This window comes from Chitinophaga niabensis (genome assembly GCF_900129465.1).
Classification (GTDB): domain Bacteria; phylum Bacteroidota; class Bacteroidia; order Chitinophagales; family Chitinophagaceae; genus Chitinophaga; species Chitinophaga niabensis.
In genome coordinates, this window is sequence record NZ_FSRA01000001.1 from 883,510 (window position 1) to 903,590 (window position 20,081).

6 protein-coding genes are annotated in these 20,081 nt (G+C 45.1%); all 6 read left to right on the forward strand.

Going from position 1 to position 20,081, the window contains the following annotated elements; all coding sequences use genetic code 11:
* Nucleotide 1: 1 nt before the first annotated feature.
* From BUR42_RS03355 to BUR42_RS03380, 6 genes are read left to right on the forward strand one after another with little or no spacing between them, the layout of a single operon-like run.
* Complete coding sequence (locus BUR42_RS03355; RefSeq protein WP_074237823.1) at nucleotides 2-1,090, forward strand: hypothetical protein; 1,089 nt, start codon at nucleotides 2-4, stop codon at nucleotides 1,088-1,090.
* A 24-nt stretch (nucleotides 1,091-1,114) separates the two neighbouring features.
* On the forward strand, nucleotides 1,115-6,757 hold the full coding sequence (locus BUR42_RS03360) for a PA14 domain-containing protein (protein WP_074237824.1): 5,643 nt from the start codon (nucleotides 1,115-1,117) through the stop codon (nucleotides 6,755-6,757).
* A gap of 21 nt (nucleotides 6,758-6,778) precedes the next feature.
* Nucleotides 6,779-7,237 (forward strand): hypothetical protein, encoded by a 459-nt coding sequence (locus tag BUR42_RS03365; RefSeq protein WP_074237826.1) that lies wholly within the window; start codon nucleotides 6,779-6,781, stop codon nucleotides 7,235-7,237.
* Nucleotides 7,234-10,725, forward strand: coding sequence for a hypothetical protein (locus BUR42_RS03370; RefSeq protein ID WP_074237828.1), 3,492 nt, complete (start codon nucleotides 7,234-7,236; stop codon nucleotides 10,723-10,725). Before BUR42_RS03365 ends, BUR42_RS03370 begins: the two co-directional genes overlap by 4 nt.
* 3 nt (nucleotides 10,726-10,728) lie before the next feature.
* Nucleotides 10,729-11,475, forward strand: coding sequence for a LolA3 family protein (locus BUR42_RS03375; protein ID WP_143197320.1), 747 nt, complete (start codon nucleotides 10,729-10,731; stop codon nucleotides 11,473-11,475).
* A 7-nt stretch (nucleotides 11,476-11,482) separates the two neighbouring features.
* Nucleotides 11,483-20,080: an RHS repeat domain-containing protein gene (locus BUR42_RS03380; protein ID WP_074237831.1), complete on the forward strand. Its 8,598-nt coding sequence runs from the start codon at nucleotides 11,483-11,485 to the stop codon at nucleotides 20,078-20,080.
* Nucleotide 20,081: the final 1 nt, after the last annotated feature.

Consider the following 20,081-nt stretch of genomic DNA (forward strand, 5'->3'; position numbering starts at 1 on the left):
TATGAAGAGATCCCTATGCCTTGCACTGCTCTTGCTGGCCCTGCGTGCCGGGGCGCAGGTGAGTATGACACCGCAGGTTCCTCCTGCCGGCGTGATCCTGAAGGCGCAGTTATGGAATATTATGCTGGTGTCTGCTAACGACCGCCCACTGAACGTACGCATCAGTTTACGTCTGCTGGATGCACAGACCAGCCAGCCCATGCTTACCGGAATAACCCGTAACCTCATCGTCTCAAAAGGCGCGAAACAGTTGCAGGTAAATGATGTGATGCCTGTGCAGTATGAATACCTGAGCGCTGTGATAGATCGCAGTGTAAATGGGTTACTGCCGGCTGGTAATTACCTCGCCTGTTATACCCTGATGGTGGAAGGAGATAAAGGAAACACCTACCGGGAAGATTGCATCCCTGTTACCATAGAACCTGTAAGCCCTCCACTGCTCAATATGCCCGCCAATCAGAGTGAGCTGGAAACAAAACAACCACAGTTCACCTGGATACCACCTGCCCCCGCCGGGATGTTCAATAACCTGAATTATGAAATGCGTGTAGCGGAAATACGGGAAGGGCAATCGGCAGCAGAGGCAGTACAACAGAATATTCCTGTGTTCCGTGTGAACAGGCAGCGGGAAATGTATCTGAACTATCCTGCCGGCGCTGCAAAACTTGATACCGGTAAGAATTATGCCTGGACGGTGATTGCAAAGAACGGAGAGCTGTTTGCTGCGCAGGCGGAGGTATGGACCTTCAGGATTAAAGCGCTTCAACATGTAGTTAGCCGTAATAATGATGTGTATACCCAACTGCGTAAGTCCCTTGACGGACGGGTTGTTTATGCTTCCGGACCTCTGCAGCTGGCATATGTGAACGAAACAGCGGATAGCACTGTGCAGTATGAACTCATAGCGTTGGAAGACCAGAATAAAGTATTGCACAACGGGGACCTGCGCGTGAAGAGAGGCAATAACTTCCTGGATGTGCCGCTGGGGAAACGCAACAAGTTTACAGAAGGCAAAAGCTACCTGTTCAGGTTGCGTAACGGCCGGCAGGAATACTGGCAATTGAAATTCATTTATACCCGCGGAAAATAACCTTATACCTAAAATAATTGAGTAATGATATTGGCTTTTGCTGAAAAGTGGAAAAAGACATTTGCATGCCTGATGCTGGGGCTTATCTACTTTGAGATAGTAGTACCTCCGCAGGTTTTTGCCCATGGGCGTGGCGGTGGAAGGTATGCCATACGCAATAGGGTGCCTGTGTTTGTGGCGCCGGTGTATACCCCGGCGCCTGTTGCGGCAAAAAAAGTGGTGGTTGCTCCTAAAGTAACAATGCCAGCCAAAGCAGCCAGGGCTCCTTTCAATGGAGGACCTACGCAGCCAGAGTCACAGGATTTTCACTCCATAAACGGAGATGATATGGTGAACCTTTTCACAGGAGACTTTACTTATAAAGTTCCTTTGCTGGACGTAGGTGGCTATCCTCTGGCCATCGGTTATAACGGTGGTCCTGATATGGCCCAGGAGGCCAGCTGGGTGGGACTTGGATGGAATATCAATCCCGGTAGTATTACACGAAACATGCGTGGTTTACCAGATGATTTTAACGGAAGAGATTCTGTGACAAAAACAACTTCTGTTAAAGAGAATAAAACGATCGGCGCTTCCGGTGGTGTGGATGTGGAATTGATAGGTTTACCTATTACGATTGGTGCCAGTGCCGGATTATTTCATAATACCTATCGTGGATGGGGAATTGAGAGCGGGGTGAATGCAAGCCTGAATGTCGGAGAGAAAGCTTCCGGGCCTCTGAGCGGCGGACTTTCTCTTAATAACAACTCCCAGGAAGGATTTACTGTTTCTCCTAATCTCTCGTTGAAATTATTCAGTGCATCTTCTAAGGACAAAGGTTCTGTAGACGGGAGTGTTTCCATGGGGCTATCCTATAACTCACGTTCCGGCTTGAAAGCGCTGCAGTTCTCCAGTGGCGTGAAAATGTACCGCTCCACAAAAAACCGGCAGATAAAGGAAAGTATTGATGCATCCCAGGAACAACGGGAAATGAGGGCGCTTCCCGGACAAATAGGCTCTTCTGCCTACCGGACAAGTAATATTTCTTTCAATACGCCGGCCTTCACGCCGTCTATGGACCTGCCATATACTTCCCGGAATTTTACCGCTACAGTGAAACTGGGGCTGGAGTATATGACAGTACACCCTAGTATCTCTATCACCGGCTATGTATCCAAACAATATATTGCCAAAGAGGACCAGGTAAGGCATTTCCCTGCCTATGGTTACCTGAACTTTGGCAGCGGAAAAGCCAACCCTGCAGGCCTGCTGGACTATAACAGGGAAAAAGAGATCCCTTACAGGGAAAAGCCGGATTTCCCCAATATTGCCATTCCTTCTTATACTTATGATGTATTCTCCATTTCAGGAGAAGGAACGGGAGGAATGTTCCGTGCATACCGCAGCGACATTGGCTACGTGCATGATCACAGCATGCGGACCAAGGATCAGAGCCAGAGTGCAAGTCTGGACTTGGGTTTCGGTAACCTGTTCCACGTTGGCGCCAACTTCGCGGAAACAAGAGCGTTTACGCAAACTGGCCCCTGGCAGCAAAACAATTCACTCAGCAATACAGTTGCATTTACAGAATCAGACAAGGATTATGAAGCGGTTTATTTCCGCAATCCCGGAGAGATGGCCATCAATTCAGGCGCCTATTATAAAACCATTGGTGGTGCAGATCTTGTAGTGCCCAAAATCGTGCAATCAGGGAGGAACTCCCCGAATATGCAGGCCACCAACTTTCTGAGCAGGTATAAAGGAGAAGTAAAACAGGATGAGATCCAACTCACCGCAGCCAATGCTGTAAAAAAAGAACGTGACAAAAGGTCCCAGGTGATCACACACCTTACGGCGGAAGAAGCAGACATTACCGGGTTCCCCAGGTTCATTGAGAACTATAGCATGAATAAATTTTCGGCGCAGCAATGCGAAGAGGAGATACCGGATGATATAGACCAGGACACTACAGGGTTCAGAGCGGAATATTTTTTCAGAAATAAAGATCTGAAGGGGCAGGTTTACCATGCTATTGATACCGCCGTGAATTACCCTAACCTGGCAACATATAATTATGCCACCCAGGCAAGGTGGAATTTCATGACCAACGGAAGCACTAACTTCTCTATCCGCTGGAGAGGACGGATCAAGGCGCCGGTAACGGGCGTTTATACCATTACTCTTAACTCCGACGATGGTGTGCGGTTGTTTGTAAATGATAGTGCCATTGTGGATGACTGGACCGTTCATGCCCTGAGAACAACAACCCGCACGCTCAACCTGGAGGAAGGTAAGATCTACAACGTGCGGCTGGAATATTTTCAGAACACAGGCGATGTAGTGATAACTATGAAGTGGCAATGTGGTAATGTGATAGTACAGGCAAAAGATATGTTCATACCCAGCGCTAAGGATGAGTTTGTTGCTATAGAGGACCAATTGGTGAAGGAAAAAAGAGTGAACACTTTCCGGAAATCCAACCATATTTCACAATTGGATGTACTCAACAGCGATGGCCGCCGGTATATTTACGGCCTCCCTGTTTATAACTTGAAACAGAAGGAAGTCACCTTTGCCATACCAAAGGAAAAAGGTAACGCATTGGAAGGCCTTACCTCCTATAATCACGGCAGTGATAACACCACAGATAATATGAACGGGCAAGACCGTTATTTCAGCAGCGAAGAGATACCTGCCTATGCCCATACCTTCCTGCTAACCGGCGTAGTAACGCCTGATTATGTGGATATTACCGGAAATGGTATATCTGATGATGACCCGGGTGATGCCATCAAGTTTAATTATACAAAAATAGCAGGAGCCAAAAATCCTTATACCTGGCGTACGCCGTTTTCAAACAAAGCTAATTACAGTGAAGGTATGAAATCGGATAACCGGGATGATAAAGGCAGCTACATCTATGGGGAAAAAGAATTGTGGTACCTGAATACGATAGAATCAAAGAATATGATCGCCACCTTTACGCTGGAGGACCGTATGGACCTTGCGCCTATATCGGAAAGTGGTGTGATAGATACTTCCAAACACATTGCCAAAAGGTTGAAGGAGATCAACCTGTATACCAAGGCAGATTTTCTGAAGTACAATACAAAAGCAAGGCCGGTAAAAACGGTGCATTTTGAATACTCTTATGAACTCTGCCCGGGCGCAGCATTGCCTGGAAGTAACATTGGCAAACTAACACTAAAGAAGATCTGGTTTTCGTACAACGGCAATAAGAAAGGCATTAAGAATGCATACCAGTTTAATTATAACGCGAAAAACCCCGGATATGACCAGAAATCATTCGACCGCTGGGGTACATATAAGGACCCGGCGCAGAACCCCGGATCAAATGGGCAGAACCTGGTAACAAATGCAGAATTTCCATATGCTATACAGGACAGTGCGGTAGCAGCGTCTAATGCAGCAGCGTGGACGCTGGATTCTATTCAGTTGCCTTCCGGAGGCCGGATGAAGATCACTTATGAAAGCGATGATTATGCATTTGTGCAGAACAGGCGCGCTGCACAGATGAGCCAGGTAGCAGGTTTTTCTTTTGCTGAACCTGCACAGCTGAACCAGCTGAGCAATCAACTGACAGGCAGTAACGGAGATAACCTGTATGTAGCCATTCACGTCAGCGAAAAAGTAAATTCAAAAAGCGAAGTCTATTACAAGTACCTGGAAGGTATTAATAAGCTATACTTCCGCCTGAACGTAAAAATGCCGGACGACAAATGGGGGAACGGACACGAATTTGTATCCGGGTATGCCAACCTGGATAAATCGCAGTTCGGATATTTCAACAATGGTAATACAATATGGGTAAAACTGGTCCCTATGAATAAAGCAGCAGAGGATTGGCAAGGCAATTATAGCCCCATGGCTAAAACAGCTATTTCCTTCCTCAGGCTCAATTTGCCTTCCAAAGCTTTTCCGGGTTCAGACATAGGAGATAACCTGGACTTCCAGGACGGTATTCAGCTCTTGTTTTCCATGGGTGATAATATTGTAAATGCTTTCCGTTCTTTTGATGAAACTGCCCGGAGCAATAAATGGGCGAGAGAAGTAGATCTGTCCCGTTCTTCTGTGCGATTACATAGTCCTGGGCTGAAAAAATACGGCGGCGGGCTGCGGGTGAAGCGGATCACCATTTATGATCATTGGAATGCAATGACGAAGCAGAAAGAATCAATATATGGAACTGAATATAGCTATACGACTACCCGGATGATCAATGGGAAGCCGAAAGTGATCAGCAGTGGAGTGGCAGAATATGAACCGATGTTAGGTGGTGAGGAGAATTCAATGAAAGAACCGCTGGAATATGTGCAGCAAATGGGCCCCCTCGCGCCGGTAAGCCTTGGTTATGTGGAAGTGCCGCTGGGTGAAACTTTCTTCCCAGGTGCTTCCGTAGGATACAGCAAAGTGCGTAAACGTTCTATTAATACCACTAAAACGAGATCTGCCACAGGTTATGATGAAACTGCCTTCTATACGGCATATGATTTCCCGATCATTACCGAATATTCCAAGTTTAGCCCCGAAACCAAACTCAGGCATAAACCTAACCTGTTGATGAAGTTGCTGGCCGTTGATGCAAAACATCACCTTGTGCTGAGCCAGGGATTTAAAATAGAGCTAAATGATATGCATGGCAAGCTACGTTATACCGCCAGTTATGCAGAAACAGATAAAGAAAAACCAATCTCCTACTCGGAACACTTTTATCATGTAGATAATCCTAATGCGGTACATAAACACCTGAAGAATAATGTGCTGTCTATGAATGCAAAGGGCGAAATTGATACCACAGCCCTCATAGGCATGGATATAGAGTTGATGATGGATATGCGTGAGCAGATAACAATCAGTAATGGCGTGGATATTAACGTGAATGTTGATGCATTTACAACAGTGCTTCCGCCAATCATTTCCATTCCTTCGTTTGCGGTATTCCCGCAGCGGCAGGAGAACAAGTTCCGTTCTATAGCAGCAGTGAAAGTTGTGAACAGGCATGGTATAGTGGATAGTATTGTAACAGTGGAAAAAGGCAGCAAGGTGCTGATGAGGAATATGCTATATGATGGTGAAACAGGCGATGTGCTGCTTACCGCCACCCAGAATGAATTCAACGATACTATCTATCAGTTTAACTATCCATCCGGCTGGATGTACGATGGTATGAGCGGTGCTTATAAGAACATTAATACACTCCTGAAGGGTGTAAATATCAGGGAAGGAAGGATCATTACAAGCCTTGGAACGGCTACGCCCGCTACTTATTTTTCGTCGGGGGATGAGATCCTTATCTATTCAAGAAATAAAGTCAGCGGTGTCAATTGCACACCGGCACTGGCCACCTGGCGCAGTTCAAAAAAGATATGGGCAGTTGATGCAAATGCCCTGAGTGGTGCAGCACCGGAGATCTTCTTTATGGACCAGGATGGGGCACCTTTTACGGGAGATGATGTGATCATGAAGGTGGTCCGTTCCGGAAGAAAGAACATATCCGCCAGTGTAGGGAGTGTTACAATGATGGGGAACCCGCTGGTAATGAATGCAGGTAAACTGGAACTGAAAATAGATCAGACTTCCCGGATCATTAATGCATCCGTGATAGAATACAAACAGAACTGGCAGGTAGAAGACAGGCGAAAAGAGAAGATCACCTGCGATTTTTAATCACGCATTTAATCAAGGAATATGCACATAAAGGTATGGATCATAAGTTTTCTGTTGCTGGCAACCCCTTGCGCGGTGTTTGCGCAATTGCAACCGGAAGGAGAGTGGGAATTGGATAAAGTGAATGTAAAGTTGTTCTCAGACCCGGGGAATAATTTGCTGGAGGAAAGAACGCAGGATTCTCTCCCGCTACAGGCAATCCTGACAGGTAAAAGAATAACATTCTATGGGCAGAACTATATCATGCAAGGGGCACAGGGTACTTATTTATTATTAAGTGATGGAAGTCTTGCTTTCAGGAATGCCGGTAAACCTGTGACCCTAATCAATGGTCAGCCACAGCCAGATGTCTTCTGCAAAGTAAAGATGCCGGATGCAGACAGATTGATCATCGAATTACCTGTGGAAGTCTATAAAGATCATTCACGAAATCTTATTATAAAGCAATTTTTTATTTGTCAGTATAACAGGAAGAAATGACCAGTAAATTAAAATCATTATTCAGGGGAGTTACCTGCTTGCTGTTCCTGTTATTACCATCTTTGGTAAAGGCACAGAATAACTGGAATATTTCGGTTGTTACAGACTCTTCCAGGTGTGCGGCAAGTGGAAAGGTAACCGTTACGCTTACCGGTTCAAATGCCGGCAATTTATCTGACGTGCGTTACACACTAACTTCTACCGGCGGAGGGTATAATCTTCCTCCCAGTGAATCAAATATACTGGAGAATATTCCTGCAGGTGATTATGTCATCAGGGCGGTAGGTATTCTCAATAGCATGCCGGATACGGCCATTAAGACCGTAAATGTACCAGGCAACTATGCGCAATTTCTGCCTAACGCTGCAGAGCTAAGGTCATCATTCAGCAGTTGCGGTTCAGGCAGGATCAAGGTTGACTTCCAGGGAGGAAGAAAGCCATATAAAGTACAGCTCACCGCTTACCCGGCTGGTTATACCGGCAGTATTGTATTCATGAGCTACAGTAATACACTCACTTTGGATAATCTGAATGCAGGTGATTATAAGTTGAGGATATCTGATACCTGTGAAACAACGGCCCCCATCTTTGATGTAAAGGTGAACACAATGCCGGTTTTAACCACTTCACTTGTTACCCTGAGTTACAGGGAATCTGCCGGCCCAAACTGTAATTCATTGATCATACCTGTGCCTGCATTTGCTGGTAGCTCTCCTTATTTCAAATACATTGAACCCGGCACATCCCTGATGTGGTGCACATCTTATAATGGAGGTCCTAAATCTGCTTACAGGAGCATGTATAACACTCCTGATACCATTGTGCTGCCTGCCGGTCAAACATTAAAGGACTCTTATAATAAAACCATCACCTATTATGTTAAAGATGCCTGCGGAGTAGAGATGTCTTTGAACCAGGTTAATTACCCACCAATTGTCAGTAATACGCATGGGGTGAACTGTAATGTGGATTTTACACTTTCCTTATACCATCTTTACCTGAACAAAACTTGTTTCCCGCTCTATACGCAGATCAGGAACACAACTACACAAGCCATAACATATGATACCATATATGGCGGGATGCACGTAACCAGGTTTTTCACACTTCCTTTTGGATCATACGTTATCAATTCAGTTACAGCAGATGGTTACAAGCTCCAGGACAACGTTGCATACACGGTGGCCTCGCCTGGCAATGAAGATCCTTATGAAGTAACGCCTACGAACTATAATGGAGCTTATGGCCAGGATGGTGCAGGCGCTTTCCAGATCCGCAAGAAAACAGGTAATCTTTCAGTTGGTACTAATTTCCAGATACTCAGTCCTGGCAACTATTTATACAATTATACCTATACCACGGATTTCAGCACTGCATATCAAAATATCCTTGTAGACCAAAGTGTTCCTTATAAGATGTTTTATCCGGGTGAATATATATTGCGGATAACAGATCCCTGTGGTACTTATGATAAATTCGTGACCATAGAAGAAAAACACGTTTACCGCTATGATCCGGTTTTTACAACAGACACTACCTGTGCCGGTTTAAAAGTGACCCCATCTGGTACCGTCACTTTCAATAACTCAACAAATTATCCTTCTTACTTCAGTATAGTAGCAGGCCCTGCCGGGTTTAGTACGCAAATTGTTCCGGCAGGTACGCCTATTAACCTGTCTGTTCCCGGTACCTATACAATCGGTATGGGCACAAATCCAACTTTGATTATATGGAATGGCCCGGGAATAGGCAATGGTGGAAATCTTTTTACGGTTGATTATAATTATAGTCCTTTGACGGTGGATGTTAACCGTACACTGGGATGGATCTGCCCCGGCGGAGCCGCTAATTCCGGTAGCATTTCAGCTTATGTACGGAACGGCCGCAAAGGTGCAGCCGGTGTTTATACTTACCGTTTGGCAGCCGCGGGGCAAGGCGCTACCGGACCCTACCTGGCAACAAATAATACCGGGAAATTTGGCCCGGCTACTTCAGGAGGCGCTTACCATCTGATGGTGAATCAGAATTATGATGTGCAGGTTACAGATGATTGTGGCGCTTCGGCCGTACAGACCGTGAAGATACTGGACCTGGCCAATGCGCAACTGGCCTCTGCCAGCCAGCCGCAATATTGTATCGGGGAAACTGTGCGCTTGTCAGTGATCAACCTTCCTGCTACGGCTGTGAACTATCTATGGGAGGGACCAAATAATTTCAAAAGTACGTCTCCAAACCCGTTAATACGGAATTTTCGTCCGCAAAACGCAGGAGAGTATAGGGTAGCCATCAATGCCGATATCTGCCAGAATACGATCAGGGATACGGTAATAGTGACCGCCGCTACCTATAGCAGCATTTGCTATAGTGCGGTTACAGATACAAGTGTGAATCCTTATGCTTACGGTCTGTTGGGCAACTGGCGCCCTGCACGTGCCTACGTCTATTACGGGGCAAGGAAAGAATCGGACCCTTCGCAGGGTACCAATATCCGGAAGGACGGGGAATATGCAGACTTTATGGCGTTCTGGAAAAAACAGACAGAGGGCTGGAAACCACAGTATGATACCACCCGCTGGGTTTGGAATGCTACTTCTACCTTATTTAATAAGAAAGGATACGAACTGGAAAATAAAGATCCGCTAAACCGGTACAATGCCGCGATCTACGGTTATGATAATACGGTACCTGTGGCCATGGTACAAAATAGCCGGTATCGTGAAGCTGCATTCGAAGGATTTGAAGATTACGATTTTAAAGCCGCCAGCTGCGAAGAGAATTGCTCACCGGACCGCCGTTTCGATTTTTCCAGCTATCTCGGCCGCATTGACAGTACAGAAAAGCATTCCGGCCGTTATAGCATTCGTATTCCTGCAGGAGATACCATTCACCTGAAGGTGGGGGTAACAGCAACTGATACAGACCCCGGTAACCCGCTGTTCAATAAAGGGAGCAATGCATGTGCGCCAGGTGTTGAAGTGTTGAAAAGTGTAAAAGCTACGCCAGCCATGTTGCTACCTTCCTTTACACCCCTTGCCGGAAAGAAAGTGCTCATCAGTGCATGGGTAAAAGAAACACAGGATTGCAACTGTGCATCTTATGAAAGTAACAAGATGCTCATTATAGCAAACAATGCCGGTGTTGGAACACCTACCCATGCAAAACCCGCAGGCGCCATTATTGAAGGATGGCAGCGATATGAACAAGTAGTGGATCTGCCGCTTAATACAACAGAACTGGCCATCAAGCTGATCTCCACCGGTACTTCTACCGTGTATTTTGATGATATACGCGTACATCCCTATAATGCCAATATGAAGAGTTTTGTATTCGATGCGGTGACATTACGGATGATGGCAGAGCTGGATGAGAATAACTACGCCACTTTCTTTGAATACGATGATGATGGTACCCTCACCCGGGTGAAGAAGGAGACTGAAAGAGGAATTAAAACGATTAAAGAAACCAGGAGTGCCCTGATAAAGGAATAAGATATGTACAGAACAATTGTATTGTTAATTGCATCATTAATATGGCTACCTGCTGCAAATGCACAGGAGAAGCTGGATACAGGCCGGCTGGAGACCTTGTTGGCAAAGGTCCGGGATGTATACAGGAACGGACCGATGTCCTTCAATGTACGCTATACAGCAGCCGCTGAATCGCAGCCTGCTTTACCGCTGGACTCTATACAGGGAGAAGTGGCTGTGAATGGCGTGTATTGCTACTACCGGTTACCTGGTATGGAAACTATCACCAATCCCCGGTATAACATCATTCTATTTAAGGAAGATAAGCTTATGTATCTGACCAAACCTTCCGTACAAGCTGTTCAGGACCCGATGTTGCCGGTACGTACTTTATTGAAGGCCGGTAAACTGCAGGAGATCGCCGTACGGGAGGAAGGAAAGCACCAGTTGCTAAGCATGACATTTGATGCACAATCCGCCTGCAGGAATATGTTACTCGAGATAGAAAAATCCACCGGGTATGTGCAGCATATACGGTATGAGCTGAAAACAGAACTACTCCCCGGCTTATTTAACGGAGAAGCAGATGAGGATAGGACAACCTATGGAAAATTTGTGATCGTACGGATGGTGTTTTATAATTACAAAAAACTGGATGGAGACCTGGGCCGCTTTGATGAAAAGAATTTCTTTTACCTGGACGGCACCGAATTTAAAACTGCATCCGCTTATAATGATTACACGATTTTTAAAGGAACGCCCAACCTATAGAAATATTATGAAGCCTTATTCTCTGAAAATTACAGGCAGGTGGTTGCTGTTAGTATTGTTACTCGCAACTGTTCAGCATATACAAGCCCAGTCCCGCTCCGGTATTGTTCTGCGAAAAGTATTGGACGGTGCGGAAAACCGCCTGGCGGTGGATTCTTCCATTATGGTGCAGGATAGCATTTATTTTAATCCCCTGCTCATCAGCAAGCTGGATACGCCATATGCAGTACGGAATATCATCACCTTCAAGATCAATGAATATTCCAACCTGTACCTGCCTGCCAGTTTCAATGCTACAGTAAATGTAAGGATCTACTATACTAAGGCAAACAGCACGGTAGATTCTATAGACAGGGAGTTGACGATCAATTATGATACGGCCAATACTTATTCTGTAAGGAACTATTTTGTTTTTAATAATTCCCACCGGGTAAATGTGAAGGTGCTTTCCTTTACAACTAACGCAGGTACTAATGTGCTGCCTGCGCTGATGCTGGAGAATGAAATGGAGTTGCACCCTGTGTATAAGCTCAATTGTACGGCGGATGCTGTTAAGTCCATTGCATCTAATAATCCGCCGGTTACTGATTCAACAGATGAGATTACGGTTAACTGGCCGGTGACGCTGGGGGCGGATGTATACGACCTGGAATGGGCATACATAGATTCCAGTGCGCTGGAATCAGGCAGATATGGCTCACCACTTAACGCTGCACTCATTTTCGCTAACAATACCACACGTGTAACAATATCAGCAAACAGCTATGCAATTCCTCTGTTGTACGACAATGGAGGTGTGCTTTTTTATAGGGTAAGGGCAGTGCAGGAGAAGAAAGAATACAGGCGGATGGAGACAGACTGGAGTACTGATTTTCCGGGTGGGCTGGGGAGTTATGCGTTTTGCGGGCATCAGCGTAATCTGAACTGGCAGTCTTCTGTTACTTTTGCAGAGGAAGGGAAACGTAAGATTGAAATACAATATTTCGATGGTAGCCTGCGTGGACGTCAAGCGATTACAAAAGATAATACCACTAATACAATTATTGTAGCAGAATCTTTCTATGATTATCATGGGCGTCCTGCCATAGAGGTAATGCCTGCACCTACAATTAATACTGTTTTAAAGTATACGGCCAACCTTAATAATGCGGTAAACGGTGCGGAGTACGATAAAGACCAGTACGACAGGCTGGAAACACCGGCAGATTTTCTGCTGGCCAGCGCTAAACAAATGAGCACGTCATCTGGATCTAATCAGTACTACTCGCCAAACAACCCCGATAAGTTGGTGGGGATCAGCCAGTATATTCCTGATGCCGAAGGGTATGCTTTTGTTGAAACAGAGTATGTACAGGACAATACGGGGAGAATTTCCCGCGTTAGCAGTGCTGGACGAACTTTTAAGTTAGGCGGTGGTCATGAATCAAAATATACATATGGCACAGCACCGCAGGAAGATCTGGATGCTTTGTTTGGAACAGAAGTAGGTTACAATACACACTATTTTAAAAATACAGCTAGAGATGCAAATGGACAATATTCAGTAACCTATCTGGATATGCATGGCCGTACTATTGCAACCGCACTTGCAGGTTCTCCGCTTTCTGCCAGTCTGGATGATCTTCCCACTAAGGATGTTACCGTAAAAACAGATTCCCTTTCAGGCGTGGGTAAGAACATTGTGCAGGATTTACGGCTTGAAAGCCGCAGTTCTCAAACAGTTGCGGAAGCTGGAACATATACTTTCAAATATGAGTTAACCTCACCGGTATTAAGAAAGAAGGACTGCAACGGGGTAGAGGTCTGCTACAATGCTTTATATGATCTCAATATCCGTATCACCGATGACGCCTACAACCAACGTTTGGGTGGTAAACCCTTTGATACGGTTATTCATAGTGTTCAGGGAGTAGAAGATATCAATAACAGTTGTACCCCTAAACAGCTGAATTTCGAGTTCAGCATCTTTCTGCGGGAAGGAAGTTATGAGATCACCAAGTCCCTGGCCATTAACAAGGAAGCAATGGACTATTACCGGGATAGCATTTTCCTGAAATCAAGTCTTTGTACATCCGTTGAGCAGATCATAGCGGCAAAAAAAGAAGAACAGCGCTCGCTGGATTGCTTTCCTACCTGCGAAAGCTGCCTGGACAGTATTGGTAATTGGGATAATTTCCGGGTAAAGTACGTATTGGATGCAGGCCATGCTATTCAGGATACAGCCTTGTATCGGGATGAAGCCCTGCACGCGTATCAGGCAGCTATTGTTGCCTGTGACGAGCTTTGCGGCACCACAACTGATAATGATGATATCAGGAAAGTGATGTTAATGGATATGACACCGCCTTTTGGCCAGTATGCCAACCTGGTGGATACGCTGAGCAAACATTCCGTATTCTATCTTCTTAATGATAATTCCGTGATGCCGTATGCAAGGGACACTACCCGCTTTACGGACGATTCAGGTAAGCCGGATTTGGTTTATGACGAAGAAACGGGTGGTTACATTACGCCTAATAAGCTCTCCAAACAACGATTCGTGGAAAAGTTCAGGGCTTCCTGGGCTGAAGCATTGCTTAAATTTCACCCTGAATACTGCAAGTTCCTGCAACGGGAGAAGTTCAAAACTGCTATGCAATGGGATAAGACTTTCCGTGAAACAGATTCCTACCAGGAGGCCAAGACCAAAGGATATCTGAATCCTTTGGGCATGCCGGAAGTATCTTTTGCTTCCCCCGGCACGCTTGATCCGGTTAAACTGCAGGATGTAACCAATAAGCTTGCAAACAGACTAAAGAGCTACAGCGTAACAACCTACAACGGGAAAACATATACTTATTCTGCCTGGAGCATGGCCACCATTGGCGTAAAGTGTCAGCAAAAGGATCAGGCCTGCACGCAACAGTTCGCTACGATAGCTGCCTCCTTTGACGAAACTAAGTTGTGTACAGGCGATCTGGACATGGCCTGGCGGAATTTCAGGGAGATATACCTGATGGCTAAGAACGAAGTGATTATGGAGATTGTGGCGGATAAGAGCAAAACTTCCTGCCCTGTAGGTAAATTGCAGCCCACTGCGGCTGAGTTGGTAGCAGAAACAATTAGTAAAACTCCGCGGTTTGGTAATACAGCCAGCTCCATGCAAATGGCCGGACTGGATAAATACAACAAACCTGGCCAGACGGAGCAGGCAGTGAAGGATACTGCAAGAGCGCAGCAAATGAGGATGTATGATGCCAATTGCCGTGCATATGTAGCCCTCTGGAAGGAACAATTGTCTGCATGTGGTTATTATACACCACTTGCGTTGCAAGAGATCACAAACAAACTTATTATCGTCTGCAAGGAAGGTTCTGATATGGAACATCCCCGTGGTGCCAGTTCAGTAAGGCCAGCCAGCACTTATCAGTACAAGAGTTTTGAACAGGTGATCAATGAATACAACCAGGCGCATGGTATTACAGATGCTTTAAACTGTACGGCTCTCAGGATCACCACACCTAAGCCTTACGGTCGTCAGCCAATTTATACTAATAATGTCAGCTATACGAAACCGCAGGATTGTGAATGTAATAAACTGAAGGACCTGCAGGTGGAGTATACCGCACTCAGGAAAATAGAGGATACAAGTTTGTCCGTTTATATTAAACGTACACGCGGCGTACTTATTACAACATCCACTATCAATGCCCTGTTGGATGCCTGTATGCCGGCAGTAACAGGAGGTTGTACCTTCCTGCCAAGGCCTGTGACCATTCCGGCACTTCTACAATGCCGTCCTGCTCCTGCCTGTGTATCTTGTGATAACGTAAGGCTGGCACATAACGATTTTCTCAGTGCTTATCCAAGCATCCTTCCATCCCTTGAAAATGTGGATAGCCTGCAGCAGGAGATGAATGAACGCTATGCGGTATATATGAATAACCGCTTTGGTTTTGGTTTGCAGGCATGGCAATATCTCAGCTATATTGACAGTTGCGATATTGGCATCGGAGGTTCCTCTTACCAGGTGTGCAGACCGGGTAATCCCCGTTACAGGGAAATGGTGAGCACATATGCGAAGAGTGGTACGGATGTGATGATGGATGTACAGCATGCTGCAGATTCCGGGTATATTATGGCCGGCTCCACTACTAATACCGGTTATGGTGGACGGGACGCCTACATTATTAAAACCGGCAGAAATGGAGATGTGAAATGGGCCAAATCATTTGGAGGAGAAGCCCATGATGAATTTGTACGGATCAGAGCTACGGCAGACAGCGGTTACATTGCCATTGGTTCCACTTACTCCTATTGTTTTGACCTCGGTGCTATGTTTATTGTGCGGCTGGATGCAGTAGGGAATGTGTTATGGAATAAGGTAGTGGATTTCGGCTTTGACCATGGGGCAAAAGGCACAGATATCATTCAGACCAGCGAAGGAAAGTTTGCATTTGCAGGTCTCCGCAGTAATGCAACTACCCATACTAATTGGGTAATGGGCCTTCTTGATGAGGATGGAGAGATGAGCTGGTTAAAACAGATCGGTGATGCCACGGGGCTGCAGGATATCAGTCTTGTTGAACACAATGATACGCTGGTAGCCGGTACAGGCTTATTAGCTACAGATGCTGATGCAGCCATAATAAAACTGAAGAAACAAAACGGCGCGTTGCTGAAATATGATCAGTATGATCTGGAAAGTAAAGGAAACGTAGTGAGCGGTATCCTGAAAACACCGGAAGGGGGGTATAAGCTTTCATTAGTAAATCTAAGCACACCCGGAGGTACTACAGGTGAGGGTGTTCTAATGGATGTGAACGGAGCGGGTAATATTTTCATTGCGCAGAAAGTACCTGCACCGGCGGGTGGTATAAGTCCAGCCTCCTGGAATGTTGCAATGGCGACAGATGGAGGGTACTTTGCTACCCAGTCAGCCAGCGACGTCTACTGGCACAAGATCAGAACAGATAACTCCGTGCAGTGGAGCCGCCAGGTGAGAACACTGGAGACAGACCGCCTTTTCCGTTTTATGCAGGATGAAACCGCCGGAGACCTGATAGGCGCCGGGGTATACGATGGCCAGCGTGCCATGCTGATGTTTGGTGATGTGAATGGGCGTACAGGCTGTAATGATACTTTGCTGAATATGAATGCTACAGATATCACGCTGAGCAGCGTTCGTAAAACCGTAACGCTGCCTGCAGTCGTGAACCTGAAAAGTACAGCTATCAGCACTGTGCATATTGGAGAAAGCTTTATTACCCTGGGGCGTGGTACTGTAAATTGTCCGGGTACGGATACCTGCTTCATGGTATCAACTGCTGTTATGCTATGCGGAAGTGCAGCGCCGGTGTATGAGGACCTGGTACTGGAAGAAATCAGTAGTTGTTCAGACAGTACTTTCTTTGCAGTGAGCGCTGGTACGGACAGGTTTAATTATTATCAGGATTCTGTGAAGAATGATTTTGATCAAAGTTATGTGCTGGCTGCATTAGATGCTGCAGCTAAGGAGAAATTTGCCGTTACATATTCCAGTAGTGAATACCACTATACTTTATACTATTATGATCAGGCAGGAAATCTTGTGAAAACAGTGCCACCAGCAGGTGTAGTAAAGGATAGGAGTCATGCCTGGTTGGATCAGGTAAAATCTGCCAGGAATGCTGGACAACGCTTAGTGCCTGCACATACAATGGAAACTAGTTACAGGTATAATACGTTAAACCAGGTAATTGCCCAAAAGACACCCGATGCTGGCATCTCTAATTTCTGGTATGACAAGTTGGGACGATTAATAGCTTCCCAAGACGCACAACAATCAACTCACAATCACTATAGTTATACACAGTTTGATTGGTTAGGAAGAGTTACTGAAGTTGGGGAGATAACTAGTATGACCGCTATGACAGACGGTATAAGTCGTAAAGAACATGACTTTGCCAGTTGGATGAATGCGGCTGCAAATTCAAAAACACAGATTGTTGAGACATTTTATGATGTTTACACCCCCTTAGAAGGGTTGGTTTGGAATGCCTCTAATTTGAGGAACAGAGTAGCCTGGTCTGCATCATTTAATACAGCTGCTGATTTGGCTAATGGTGATAGGACGACAGCAACCTTTTATGATTATGATATTCATGGGAATGTAAAAGTGCTTTTGCAAGACTTTAATTCCCAACACCCCAACAATGCTGCGAACCGTTTTAAGAAGATCATGTATGATTATGATCTGATAAGCGGAAAAACGCATATTATTAGCTATCAGCCAGGTCAGATTGATGCATTTTATCATAGGTATAACTATGATGCAGAGAATAGGCTCGTAAATGTAGAAACCAGTACAGATAGTGTGTATTGGGAGAATGATGCTTACTATCAGTTCTATAAACATGGTAGTCCTGCTCGCATGGTATTAGGACAGCAGCAGGTACAGGGGCTGGATCTGGCGTATACGCTTAATGGATGGTTAAAGGGAATGAATAGTACAACCCTTACATCTGTTTATGATATAGGGAGAGATGGTGAAACTGGTGGTATAACGGCAAAGGATGCATTCGGATTTTCACTACACTATTTTGGAGAGAATGAGTATAAGCCTATTAATCAGAATGTAAAACCTTTCGCTGCTGCTATTGTTTCCCTGAAACCCCTTTATAATGGGAATATCACAGGCGCAAGCATCAATGTTACAAAACTTGATGAACCGCTTTTCTACAAATATTCTTATGATGTACTTAACAGGTTGGCGGGCATGGATGTTTCAAAGAACATCAATGTATCGGATAATGTCTGGAATCCCATTGCTGTGGATGATTTTAGAGAGAGGATTACCTACGACCCAAATGGTAACATACTTTCATACTTGCGAAATGGTAATGCAACATGGGCAGGGCTTCCTCTGCAGATGGACAGGATGGCATATCATTATGAGCCAGGGAAAAACAGGCTTTCATATATCATAGATACTGTACCTAGCGGCAACTATGATATGGATATAGACAGCATGGATGTGAATAACTATGTCTATGATGCTATTGGTAACCTGTTGCAGGATAAAAAGGACAGCTTATCTTTTGAATGGACATTATACGGAAAAATAAGAAAGATTACTAAGGACAACGGAATGGTAATCAGCTATACGTATGATGCCTTAGGAAACAGGGTTAGTAAAAACGTGAATGGTGTAGAGACTAGGTATGTGAGAGATGCTGCCGGACAGATTTTTGCTATTTATGAAAGTGGGAATCCTGCAATCAATAATGGGAAACTGAGTCTGACAGAATCTCATATGTATGGTGGCGAAAGATTGGGATTGCTTACACGGCATATGAACGTACAAACGCCGGATGCATTGCCGATTGTTGGATTAGGAGATCACGGAATTGCCATAAATAGTGAGTTTGTAAGAGGTGAAAAACTTTTTGAAATTGTTAACCATGTTGGTAGCGTTATGGCCATGGTTAGTGATGTTAAATTAGCGAAATCCAATGGAAATGCTACTGTAGACCATTACGAAGCTAATATTGTGTCCGCATTAGATTATTATCCGGCAGGTATGTTAATGCCAGGGCGGAAATATACACCTAATGGACGTTATAGGCATGAGTACCAAGGGCAGGAAACTGATAAGGAGTTTTATGACGGAGCAATAGCTTTTGCTTATAGAATAGAAGATCCCAGGATCGCAAGATTTTTGAGTGTTGATCCTTTGGATCAGGAGTTTCCCTGGAATAGCCCTTACGCAGTACAGGAGAATAAATTTGGTTGGGGAAAGGAATTGGAAGGGCTTGAAATTGGGCTTGGAGGAGGTCTGTTCTTCTCAAATACTCCTTTATTGGGCACAACTGATGCAGTCTGGATGATGGGAGAAACAGGATCCTCAATAACAGGAGCCTCAACATCCACTTGGTTAGGAACAGCAAGTTCGGCAGCACAAGGTGGGGGGTTAAGCAATTTAGCAGTAACTGGTAATAGAATTACACCAATTCCACGTGTAATTCCTTGGGGTTCTGTTCCTTTAATTCCATGGTATAATGATCTTGGTCCGTACTTAACAAAGCCTTCACCAAATGTCAGCCCGGCACCAACGCAGAGCTCACAGAAACAGCCGGAAACAGCACCTAATCCGCAAAGAGCTTTTGATCCAAAACAAAGCCCAACCAAGGAGGATAATGGAGATGATGGGTATTACATCTATGAAACAGGAAGTAAGGGCAAAGTGGATTTGGGAATAGTTGATAAATCTGTAGGAAACTTACCCTATTTTGGCATCACGAAGGACGCTGTCATTGGTGGCAGATACCAGAACAGCAATCCAAGAGCTAAAAATATAAGCAATTATAGAGGTATACTTGGTAAAACCAATAAATTCCTGGCGGAAGGTGTCGAGTCAGCCCTTATCGCTTTGAATACTTATGGCAAAAATTTTGAGCGGGTTGTGTTAAAGCAGCAACACAGTTCAACAGATGTTATTAAATCAACACGTATTGATAATAAAAAATTCTCTCATAAGGATAGGTTAAAGATTATGGCTGGGGTTGCCTGGTTGAGGTTAAATTATGGTGCAAACTGGAAGACTAATTTTTTGCATAAGGAGAATAAGAAAAAGAAAAGCAAATAAG

What these genes read in the sequence shown, in the direction of transcription:
- BUR42_RS03355 (WP_074237823.1), top strand. Translation starts at nt 2, where the DNA reads ATGAAGAGATCCCTATGCCTTGCACTGCTCTTGCTGGCCCTGCGTGCC.
- BUR42_RS03360 (WP_074237824.1), top strand. Translation starts at nt 1,115, where the DNA reads ATGATATTGGCTTTTGCTGAAAAGTGGAAAAAGACATTTGCATGCCTG.
- BUR42_RS03365 (WP_074237826.1), top strand. Translation starts at nt 6,779, where the DNA reads ATGCACATAAAGGTATGGATCATAAGTTTTCTGTTGCTGGCAACCCCT.
- BUR42_RS03370 (WP_074237828.1), top strand. Translation starts at nt 7,234, where the DNA reads ATGACCAGTAAATTAAAATCATTATTCAGGGGAGTTACCTGCTTGCTG.
- BUR42_RS03375 (WP_143197320.1), top strand. Translation starts at nt 10,729, where the DNA reads ATGTACAGAACAATTGTATTGTTAATTGCATCATTAATATGGCTACCT.
- BUR42_RS03380 (WP_074237831.1), top strand. Translation starts at nt 11,483, where the DNA reads ATGAAGCCTTATTCTCTGAAAATTACAGGCAGGTGGTTGCTGTTAGTA.